General features: G+C 69.6%; 7 protein-coding genes. 4 read left to right on the forward strand and 3 right to left on the reverse strand.

Going from position 1 to position 10,428, the window contains the following annotated elements:
* Positions 1-20 precede the first annotated feature (20 nt).
* Entirely contained in the window at positions 21-1,130 is a 1,110-nt protein-coding gene (locus H5T77_RS07515; RefSeq protein WP_292647127.1) for a mannose-1-phosphate guanylyltransferase, read from the forward strand.
* A gap of 202 nt (positions 1,131-1,332) precedes the next feature.
* Here the strand turns inward: H5T77_RS07515 and H5T77_RS07520 are convergent, their stop codons facing one another.
* Genes H5T77_RS07520 through cofD form a run of 3 tightly spaced genes read right to left on the reverse strand, consistent with a single transcriptional unit; the run spans position 1,333 to position 4,132 of the window.
* Positions 1,333-2,115 carry a DUF3105 domain-containing protein gene (locus H5T77_RS07520; RefSeq protein WP_292647130.1) on the reverse strand — a complete coding sequence of 261 codons (783 nt, stop codon included), beginning with the start codon at positions 2,113-2,115 and terminating at the stop codon, positions 1,333-1,335.
* A 41-nt stretch (positions 2,116-2,156) separates the two neighbouring features.
* Complete coding sequence (gene cofE, locus H5T77_RS07525) at positions 2,157-3,122, reverse strand: coenzyme F420-0:L-glutamate ligase (RefSeq protein ID WP_292647133.1); 966 nt, start codon at positions 3,120-3,122, stop codon at positions 2,157-2,159.
* Positions 3,119-4,132 (reverse strand): 2-phospho-L-lactate transferase, encoded by a 1,014-nt coding sequence (gene cofD, locus H5T77_RS07530; protein WP_292647136.1) that lies wholly within the window; start codon positions 4,130-4,132, stop codon positions 3,119-3,121. Before cofD ends, cofE begins: the two co-directional genes overlap by 4 nt.
* A 353-nt stretch (positions 4,133-4,485) precedes the next feature.
* On the opposite strand from cofD, the gene H5T77_RS07535 reads away from it, so the two are divergent.
* The 3 genes from H5T77_RS07535 (at position 4,486) to H5T77_RS07545 (ending at position 9,779) form a co-directional block, all read left to right on the forward strand.
* On the forward strand, positions 4,486-4,740 hold the full coding sequence (locus H5T77_RS07535; RefSeq protein ID WP_008361238.1) for a WhiB family transcriptional regulator: 255 nt from the start codon (positions 4,486-4,488) through the stop codon (positions 4,738-4,740).
* 321 nt (positions 4,741-5,061) lie between these two features.
* Positions 5,062-7,968 carry a glycosyltransferase gene (locus H5T77_RS07540; protein ID WP_292647141.1) on the forward strand — a complete coding sequence of 969 codons (2,907 nt, stop codon included), beginning with the start codon at positions 5,062-5,064 and terminating at the stop codon, positions 7,966-7,968.
* Positions 7,965-9,779 carry a DUF5719 family protein gene (locus H5T77_RS07545; protein WP_292647143.1) on the forward strand — a complete coding sequence of 605 codons (1,815 nt, stop codon included), beginning with the start codon at positions 7,965-7,967 and terminating at the stop codon, positions 9,777-9,779. The genes H5T77_RS07540 and H5T77_RS07545 overlap by 4 nt, the downstream gene beginning before the upstream one ends.
* Positions 9,780-10,428 lie beyond the last annotated feature (649 nt).

The following is a 10,428-nucleotide window of genomic DNA, read 5'->3' on the forward strand; positions in this document are numbered from 1 at the left end:
GAAACCCTAAGGTGTGCGGCATGAGCGAGCGCCAGCGAGCGACCGGTGGGTCCATGAGGTTCTGGGCAGTGATCCCCGCCGGCGGCGCCGGCACCCGGCTGTGGCCGCTCTCGCGGTCCTCGGAGCCGAAGTTCCTGCGCGACCTGACCGGCCACGGACGTACGCTCCTGCAGGAGACCTTCGACCGACTCCAGCCCGTCTCCGACGGCATCATGGTGGTGACCGGTGCCGTGCACGAGCGCGCGGTGTGCGAGCAGCTGCCGGAGGTGCCGCACGACGCGATCCTGGCCGAGCCGAGCGGGCGCGACTCGATGGCCGCGATCGGTCTGGCCGCGGCCTTCCTCGAGCGGCGCGACCCGGATGCGGTGATGGGCTCCTTCGCCGCAGACCACGTGATCCGCAACGTCGACAACTTCCACGACACCGTACGCAGCGCCGCGGCCGTCGCCGCCGACGGCTGGCTGGTGACGATCGGGATCTCGCCGACCTTCGCCTCGACGGCGTTCGGCTACATCGCCGAGGGCAAGCCGCTGGCCGGCCACCGGGGCGCCTACCTGGTCGACGAGTTCGTCGAGAAGCCGTCGGCCGAGGTCGCCGCCGGCTATCTGGCCACCGGACGCTACCGGTGGAACGCCGGGATGTTCGTGGTCCGCCCGACGGTCCTCCTCGACCTGCTGGCGGAGTCGGACCCGGGCTTCACCGAACGACTGCGGGCCATCGCCGCCGAGCCGTCGCGGCTCGCGGAGCTGTGGGAGACGCTGCCGAAGATCGCCGTCGATCATGCGGTCGCGGAGCCCGCCGCCGCGGCGGGCAAGGTCGCCACCGTGCCTGCCGACCTCGGCTGGGACGACATCGGCGACTTCGACTCGCTCGCGACGCTGCTCCAGGCCGCCGCGACCGCCTCGCCCGAGGGCCCCACGATCCTCGGCGACGACACCCTCGTCCACGCCATCGACTCCACGGGTCTGGTCGTGCCCCACTCCGGCCGGATGATCGCTCTCATCGGCCTCGAGGACATCGTCGTCGTCGACACCGACGACGCCGTCCTGGTCACCACCCGCGCCCACGCCCAGCAGGTCAAGAAGGTCGTCGCCGCGCTCAAGGACTCCGACCGCACCCACCTCACCTGAGTCGAACGACCCGTCGGTCGAGCCGCCGGAGCCGCTAGGCGAAGGCGTGTCGAGACCAACACGATCCCATCGAGCGCGGGACGGACTGTGTTGGTCTCGACACGGTTCGTTCGTTCCTCACGAATCCGGCTCGACCAGCGGAACGTGAAACGGCCGCCTCTCCCGAAGGAGAGGCGGCCGGCGTACGTACTGGAGGTCCAGGTCACATGGCCTGGGGCTCCGGGGTGTCCGTGTAGGGGTAGGTGGTCATGAAGTCCTTGACCGCCTCGCCGGAGACACCCTCGCAGTACTGGAAGACGCCCTTCTGGGTGGAGGCCTCGGTCGGGTTGGCCGGGTCTGCGTACCAGTGGGTCATCGCGATGTGGGTGCCCTCGGGGAACTCGGTCTTCTTGTCGCCGGCGACCGCGGTCTCCTTGGCGTCGGCAGCGGTCCACGGGGCCGCGATGAACTTGTAGCGGAAGTTCGACGTGCCGGAGAACTTCTGACCGATGGCGCGGAGCTCGTCCAGCTCGTCCTCGGAGACGGTCTCGTCGTACCAGACGATCGTGTAGCCGTGCTCGAGGTTGTGCACGAGCGCCTCGAGGTCAGGGCGGTCGTCGGCGGTGTAGAACTTGCGCGACATGTCTGCCGGAGCGACGTTCGCCTCGTTCCAGTGCGGACCGAAGGCCGGGGGAGCAGTGGTGTAGGTCTGCTCGGTGCCGGTGGCGATGTGGTTCTGGTTGCCGTCGGCCTTGGTCTCGATGATCTTCTGACAGCCGGCGGCCTCGGGGCTCTTGCCGATGTCCTGCAGAGCGACTTCGTCGAACTCGCTGTCCTTGATGAAGCCGGTGATCGGGCCCCATGCGGCGGCACCCACCATCAGCACCGCGATGGCGAGGCAGACACCGATGATCGCCGCGCCACGGACGCGCTCGGCGCGGCCCTGCTTCTTGCGGATGTCGTTGATGACCGCACGGCGGTCTTTGCTGGGCGACTTCTTGGCCACGGTTCGGCGTACCTCGGGTCTTTTGTCGGGACGCGCAGATTCTAGGTGGTCAGTGGTAGCAGATGGGAAGTTGCCCCGTGATTAATGTCATCGCGCTCGCATCGCCAGCCGTGCGCGAACGCCAGCGCGGCGACGATCGCGGGGTCGGCTCCTGCCACCCGAAGCCCGCCCTCGTGCGGGACGGGGGCAGTCCCGGTCACCTCCGTGACGGCCGCGGAGAGCTCCTCGATGCTCGCCGGCGCTCCGAACGGGGCCTGGTCCTCGGCGGCCCCCTTCAGGGCGCGTACGACGGCCTCCCGGGCACCGAAGCCGAAGAAGTCCGACCCCTCGGGACGGATGAGAGTGCTCGCTCCCGGCCCGTCGTCGCCGGGCTCGCGGACCAGGTCCGCCCGGCCGCGCAGGATCGCGAACGGCCGCGCGCCGAGCTTGCCCTGGGAGATCTCGGCGGCCGAGGCGATCTCGTCGACGACCGCGGGGGCGGTGACGACGAGATCGTTGCCGAAGGCGTCGATCTGGCCGGCGAAGCTCTCCAGCACCTCGAGCCCGGCCGAGCCGATCGCGATGTCGGTCTGTCCGTCGCGCCAGGCTCGCCCGGCGGTGTCGGTGATGATCACCCCGACGTTGGCTCCGGTGCGGTCACGGAGCGTGGCCCGCAGGGCGCGCGCGGAGGCGTCGGGATCCAGGGGCAGCAGCACGATGTGGCCGGCCTCGACGTTGGAGGCGTCGATCCCGGCGGCGGCCATCGTCAGGCCCAGCCGGCTGCGCACGATCTGGGTGGGCCCGCGTCGGGCCACGACCCGCGTCGTCTCGCCGGGGAGCGCGTCGTCCCGGTTGCCCTCTCGCACCTGGCCCTCCGCCTTGGAGACGACCTTCGAGGTGACCACGACGATGTCGCCGTCGGCCAGGGCGGTGTCGAGGGCGTCGAGGAGCAGGGCAGCGAGATCGTCGCCCTTACGCACCTCGGGTACGCCGTCAGGCGCCGTGACAGTGATGTCCTGCGCCTTCATCGAGCGACCAACCCGACCGCGGCGGCCGCGATGTCGGCGGTCGCGTCCTCGGAGGACATCCACAGCGGGACGGCGGTCGCCTTCAGCCCGGACTCGGTGAGAGCGGGAACGGCGTCGGCGTCCGCGGTGTCGACCAGCCAGCCGTCGAGCACCCCGCCGGCGCCCCGCGTCCCATAGTGCAGACCGACTCCGGCGGCGGTCGAGTCGACTCCGATCGCGGCCAGCATCTGCTCCGCCATGCCTCGTACGTGATGACCGCTGATGATCGGCGAGATCCCGACCACCGGGGCCGAGGTGGCGACCAGGCCCTCCCGGATCCCGGGTACGCCGAGGACGGTCCCGATCGAGACGACCGGGTTGGACGGCGGCACGATCACCAGGTCGGACTTCAGCAGCGCATCCATCACCCCGGGCCCCGGCTTCGCCTCGTCCTGACCCACGAAGATCAGCTTCTCGACGGGCACACCGGCCCGCAGGCGTACCCAGTACTCCTGGAAATGAACGACCGCGAGTCCACTGGGTGAGCTCGCGTCCTTGATCGCCACATGGGTCTCGACGCGGTCGTCGGTCATCGGCAGCAGCCGCACCCGGTCGCCCCACACCGGCTTCAGCCACCGCTCGCACAACGCTGCGGTGACCTGCGACAACGAGAAGCCGGCCTCGAGCATCTGGGTGCGTACGAGGTGGGTCGCGATGTCGCGGTCGCCGAGCCCGAACCAGGTGCCGGGCACCTCGTAGGCCTCGAGCTCCTCCTTGATCGACCAGGTCTCGGCCTTGCGGCCCCAGCCGCGCTCGTGGTCGAATCCGTTTCCGAGGGTGTACATCACCGTGTCGAGGTCGGGGCAGACCTTGACACCGTGCATCCACAGATCGTCGGCGGTATTGGCGATCACGGTGATCCGGGCATCGCGTTCGATGCCTGGGACGCGGCCGGCGGAGATGCCGTGGAGGAGCCCGGAGATGAACTTCGAGCCACCATGGCCGCCGGAGAGAACGGTGATGTCACGCATGGCCCTAGCCTCTCAGACGAGGGCCAGCACCCCTGCTCCAGCCGGTACGGAAAGCCTGTGTTAATGCGGCCCTAGCAGATTTGAGGGTTGACTTGTGGCACCGACAGGCATGTAATTTCATCAGTGTCATTCGAAACGGAACCAGGAAACCGACAGCGATGGAGACAGCGCCCAGGAATCTCGGGAAAGTTTTGACAAGGGGACTGCATCAAAAAAGCGGCCTGGGTCGTAACTAGAGGCAGTACCCGCAAAACGGGGGGATCGGTTACCTGCCGATGGCGTGAAGGTGACTGGCCCAAGATGGGGTCACGGTCCCAAAATCAGCTGAATAGGGTCGAAAGGTCGGATTGACGATGAGAGAGCTGTTTCTCCTCGAGCCGGACACCGACGAAGGGGGCTGGCAGGAGCGCGCCCTGTGCGCGCAGACGGATCCGGAGGCGTTCTTCCCTGAAAAGGGTGGATCGACTCGGGAGGCAAAGAAGGTCTGCCAGACCTGCGAGGTGCGCCAGGACTGCCTTGAGTCTGCTCTGGGCAACGACGAGCGCTTCGGAATCTGGGGTGGACTCTCCGAGAGGGAGCGCCGCAAGCTGAAGAAGCGCGCAGTTTGAGCCTGTGGCCTCGCGAGGAACGAGCGAGGTCACAACGCGAAAAGATCGAGCGAGCGCAGCGCCTGAGCTTGCGAAGGCGTGAAGCGGGTCGAGATCTACTGGAAGTGGCAAGCAAGACGAGCCAGCAAGGCCCGGACCGTCAAGGTCCGGGCCTGCTGCATTGTTTTGCCGATTGCTTCGCAATCCATCCGGTGGCGAGTGGGCTGGGGCCGCGTACGTTCGTGTGCGGCGCCTCGGAAGCACTGATGCCCAGGGGGATATCGCCGATCGCTCGACAGGTCCATTCGGTCTATCACCGGTTGGGCACTAGGGTTGCCGATCGTGCAAGCGTCGGTCGCTCTCGTCCTCGTCTCTCATAACGGCGCCGGCTGGCTTCCGACCGTCATCGACGGGATCAGGAACCAGCAGGCTCCGGTGAGCTTTGCCGTCACGATCGACACCGGATCGACCGACAGGTCGGTCGAGATCCTGGAGGAGACCTTCGCCCAGGTGGTCAAGCTCCCGGCGTCGACGACGTTCGCGGACGCGGCCAACGAGGCGCTCGCCATCCTCCACCAGGCGGCGCAGCCGCCGGAGTGGATCTGGTTCCTCCACGACGACTCCACCCCCGATCCGCACGCGCTGGCGACGCTGCTCAACGCCGCCGAGGAGTACCCGGAGGCCGACATCCTCGGCCCCAAGATCCGGGAGTGGCCCTCGCTGCGCCGGATGCTCGAGCTCGGCGTCTCGATCTCGGTCACCGGAAACCGCGAGACCGGTCTGGAGCGGGGTGAGTACGACCAGGGCCAGCACGACGAGGTACGCCGCGTCCTGGCCGTCAACACCGCAGGCATGCTGATCCGTCGCGAGGTCCTCGAATACCTGGGCGGCTTCGACAAGCACCTCCCCGTCCTCGGCACCGACATGGACCTGGGCTGGCGGGCCGCCAACGCCGGCTTCACCACCATCGCCGTCCCGGATGCGGTCGTCTTCCACGTGGAGGCGGCCCACCGCGGCGTACGCAAGACGCAGCTGACCGGTCGCCGGATCCACTATCAGGAGCGACGGGCCGCGCTCTACACCCTGCTCGTCAACAGCGGACGGGGGACGCTGGCGCTGTGGATGGTCCGGTTCCTCTTCCAGACCTTGTGGCGGATGCTCGGCTTCATCCTCGTGCGCGACCCTGGAGCGGCGCTCGACGACCTGGGCGCGCTCGGCTGGATCTACGGCCACACCGGCCAGATCGTGCTCGCCAAGCGGCGACGCCGGAAGCAGGCGCACGCTGACAAGGACGTGGTCAAGGCGCTGCTGCCTCCGCCGTGGCTGCCGTACCGACACGGTCTCGACTTCGTCTCCGACGTCGCCAACGCGGTCACCCTGCAGGCCTCCGACATCGCCGAGCGTCGCCAGATGGCGCAGGCAGAGGCCGATCCGGCCTCCTTCGCAGCCAAGCGGCAGGCCGAGCGGGCCCAGCTGGAGGAGGACGAGATCCCGGCCGAGACCGGGTTGCTGGTGCGCCTGTTCACCAACCCGGTCGCGGTGCTGCTGGTCGTCGTCGGCATCCTCGGCGTCATCGGGGCGCGGGCGGCTCTCGGTGGCGTGGCCGGCGGTGGCCTCGGGCCGACGCCGCAGAACGTGGGCGACTGGTGGCAGCTGCAGTTCGAGTCCTGGCACGCGATCTCGCAGGGCACCGGTGTGCCCGCGCCGCCGCACGTCTTCCCGCTGGCGGTGCTCGCGACCTTCCTCGGTGGCAACCCGAGCCTTGCGGTCAGCGGCGTCATGCTGCTCAGCTTCCCGATCGCGCTCGGCGGGGCGTGGCGGCTGCTCCGGGTCGTGGGCCGGCTGATCAGCCACCTCGGCGCGCCACGGTGGCTGCTGCTGTGGGGTGCGACCGCATACGCCCTGGTTCCCTACGCCAGCGGTGCCTTCGGCGACGGCCGGATCGGTGCGGTCGTCGTCGGTGCGCTGCTGCCGTGGCTGGCCCACGCCGCGCTCGGGTTCAGCGACCCCGTCGCCGACCGCCGCTGGCGGGCCGGCTGGCGCACCGGTCTGCTGCTGACCGTCATCACCGCGTTCGCGCCGATGGCCTTCCTCGTCGCGGCCGTCTTCGCGACGGTCATCTTCATCGTCGTACGCAAGCTGATGCCCGCGGTCCTGCGCGACCGCGACCAGTGGGGCCCGCCGGCCGCGGCCATCGCGACGCCGGTCGGCCTGCTGATCCCGTGGTGGCTGCCGCTGATCTTCTCCGGTGGCTGGGCCGGGCTGCTGCTCGACCCGGGCAGGCTGCCGGCCCCGGTCGCCGGCGGCTTCGACCTGCTCGCCGGCCGGGTGACTGGGCTCGACGGTGCCGGCCTCGGTGCGCCGTGGTGGCTGGGCCTGGCGCTGCCGCTGCTGGCGGTGCTCGCGCTGATCCCGAGCCGCACCCGCATCCCGGTCCTGGTCTGCTGGATCGGCGCGGTCGCGACGGCCATCGTCACGATGCTGTTGTCCTGGATCCCGATCCCGCTCGACGCCGGCATCGCCCGCGTCGGCTGGGGCTTCCCGCTGGTCGCCATCCAGGGCTTCGCGGTGGTCGCGGCCGTGCTGGGAGCCCAGGGTGCGATCCTCGACGGCCTGCGCGGTCTGCGGAAGGTCATGGTCGGCGCGGCCGCCGCGGCTGCCGCCGTCGGTGTGGTCGGCAGCCTCGGCTGGTTCGTCTACGCCGGCACAGGCGACCTCACCGACAACACCCGGGCCCTGGGGCACACCGGCGTGCCGTCCTACATGCTCGACCCGACCTCGACCACGCTCGGGCCCGAGGACGGCGTCCTCGTGCTGCGCGGATCGGTCGACGAGGGCATCCGCTACGCCGTCCTGCGCAACGACGGGATCACCCTCGGTGAGGACGAGATCGCGCAGGTCGCCGGTGGCTCCGACGAGCTCACCGGAGTCGTACGCCGCTTGGCGGCCGACCCCGACGACGAGGTGATCGGTGACCTGGCCGCTCAGGGTGTGGCCTACATCGTCATGCCCGGGCCGGCCGACTCCTCGGTCGCCGAGGGGATCGATGCCTCCGGCTCGGTGACCCAGGCGAGCACCGTCGAGCGCTCGACACGTGCCTGGCTGCTCGACTCCTCGCCGAGCGACCCGGGCGTGACCGAGTCGCAGTCCATCATCCGTACGATCCTGTTGGTCCTGGCCGGGATCGGGCTGTTCATCGTCCTGGTCCTGTGCCTGCCGACGCTGGTCCAGAGGAGAGAATCGGCATGAGCGACCCACGCGACCCGCGTGACCCCTACGACCGCTCGCAGGAGCCGCCGGCCGATGACGTCTACGGCCAGGAGCCGTGGATGCTGGACCCCTACGCGGACCCCTACACCGGACAGACTCCCGGGCATCTCGCGCCGGAGTACACGCCCGAGCAGATCTACGCTCAGGAGCCCTACGTCCCGGGGCCGGAGACGGGGCAGATGCTTGCCCAGACCGGTTACTCGCCCGACTATCAGACCGGTGAGTTCCAGGTCGCGAACCAGCCTGAGTACGAGGCCTGGCCGACCCCCGACGAGATGCGGGTCGACGAGCCGCAGACCGAGTCTGAGCGCTCCAGGGGCGGCCGGATGGCTGCGGCCGCGGCGGCAGCCGCTGCCGCGCGGCCCCGGCTGCGCAGCGTACGCCGGCAGCGGGGTCGCCGCCTCGACAACACCGCTCTGGTCGCGTTGGGCCTGATCGCCGCGATGGCGGTGGCCCTGCTGCTCAACCGGCCCCACCAGTGGGAGCAGCCGGCGCTCGCCGCCGACAGCAGCGCGCCGAAGGCGGCCACCGTGGTCTGCCCCGGCAAGCCGAAGGCCGGTGCGGACCAGATCGCCGTGACCAACGCCGCCGCCGGCTCGGGCGAGGTGGCCCTGAGCGGCCCCGGTGCGGGCAAGGGCTCGCAGGCCAACGTCGGCTCCGGCAAGGTCACCAACGTGTCGGCCAAGCCCGGCTCGGTCGTGGTCCGGGCGGGCAAGGAGGTCGCGCCCGGCCTGGTCGCCGGCCGCTCCACGACCAAGCCGCTGGCGGCAACCGGCTGCCTGCCTCCGCAGGCGGAGGCCTGGTTCCCGGGCATCGGTGCGGGTGCCACCCACAACTCGATCCTCGAGCTCGCCAACCCCAACAGCGGTGCGGCCACCGTCGACATCTCGCTCTACGACGAGAAGGGTGTCGTGGCGGTCCCCGAGGATCTCCGCGGCGTCGCGATCCCCGGTAACACCACGCGCACCTTCGACCTGCTGAACGTGATCCCGCGCGAGGGCGATCTCTCCCTGAAGACCACGGTCGTACGCGGGCAGGCCGGGGTGATGGTCCGCGACCGCGAGGTCGCGCTCGAGACGCAGGCGGCGAGCGAGGACTACTTCCCGGGCCAGTCGACGCCGGCAGAGACCAATCTGCTGGTCGGCTACCCCAACAGCTCCGCAAGCCGCACGCTCACCGTCGTCAACCCGGGAGATGGTCAAGTGAGCGCGGAGCTGCGCCTGCTCACCCCGAAGAGCGTGCTCACGCCCGAGGGAGCTCCGGAGATCAGCGTGCCGCCCAACGGTCAGACGCAGGTCGACCTGACCAAGCTGCTCGGCAAGGACAGCGCCGGCGACGCCTTCGGTGTCGAGATCGTCGCCACCGGCCCGGTCAGCACCGCCATGCGCTCGGTCGACGGCGGCGACGTCGCGATCACCACGGCCACCGAGACGGTCTCGGAGGCGACCGCGGTAGTCGTGCCGGCCGGCCCCGCCGTCGGCAAGAAGCGGGTCGTGATCTCCGGCCCCGTGGCCAAGACCGGGAGCAGCGGCACCGTCAAGGTGATCCCGACGAACGCGAAGGGCAAGGCGCTCAAGGCCAAGTCCGTCGAGGTCGGTCCGGGCGTGGGCGCCGAGATCGAGGTGCCCGCGGACGCCGCGCTGATCCAGCTCGTACCCGAGGGTGTCGAGGTCAATGCGGCCGTGGTGATGAGTGGCGACGGGGACGCGGTCGTGCCGTTCCGGCCGCTGCGGTCGGAGGTGCGGACTGCTGGGGTTGCTCCTGGGTTGCCGTTGCCTTTGGGGCCCTGAGTCTTTCTTCTTGGCTCGCTTAGGTCGGTGTTGTTTGTGGTTGGGGTTTGCCGCCGACCCGTTTGGGGAGGGTGTTCTCGACGAACCCCGGAGTAAAGGACGGCCTTCGGCCGCCGGCTTCGCCGGTCGCCTGCGGCGATCCTTGACACCGGGCTCCGCCGAGAATTTTTTGGCTGGCTATCGGGTCGGCGGCAGGGGTTTGGCGCGGGGGTTTGGGTTGGGCAGGGGCTTGGGCCTGGTGGGCCCGTCGCTCCCGGTTGGAGGGGTTGGTTGGCTGGTGAAAGAAGTTTTTCTTTCACCGTCGCGCACCACTGCCCCTGTCATGTCGCGGGGCGAACGAACTTTCGTTCGGGCACCGGGGTCGTTCTCGGCTGGGACTTGGCTGGCGGAGGCGAACGAATTTTCGTTCGCGCAGAAGGGCGCCTTCTCGGCAGCTGGTTTTTCTGGCGTAGCGACATAACAGCTACCTCCCGTGGGGCAGTGCTCCGCGGACACACCCGGGCCGCCGCCCCGATAGCCAGCCAAAATCTTTCTCGACGTGGTCCGGTGTCAAGGACCGCGTAAGCGGCCGGCGTAGCCGGCGGCCGCAGGCCGTCCTTGACTCCGGGGCAGGTCGAGAAGACCGTAGAGATCGGGTCGGCGGCCCACG

The organism is Nocardioides sp. (genome assembly GCF_014360585.1).
GTDB lineage: Bacteria > Actinomycetota > Actinomycetes > Propionibacteriales > Nocardioidaceae > Nocardioides.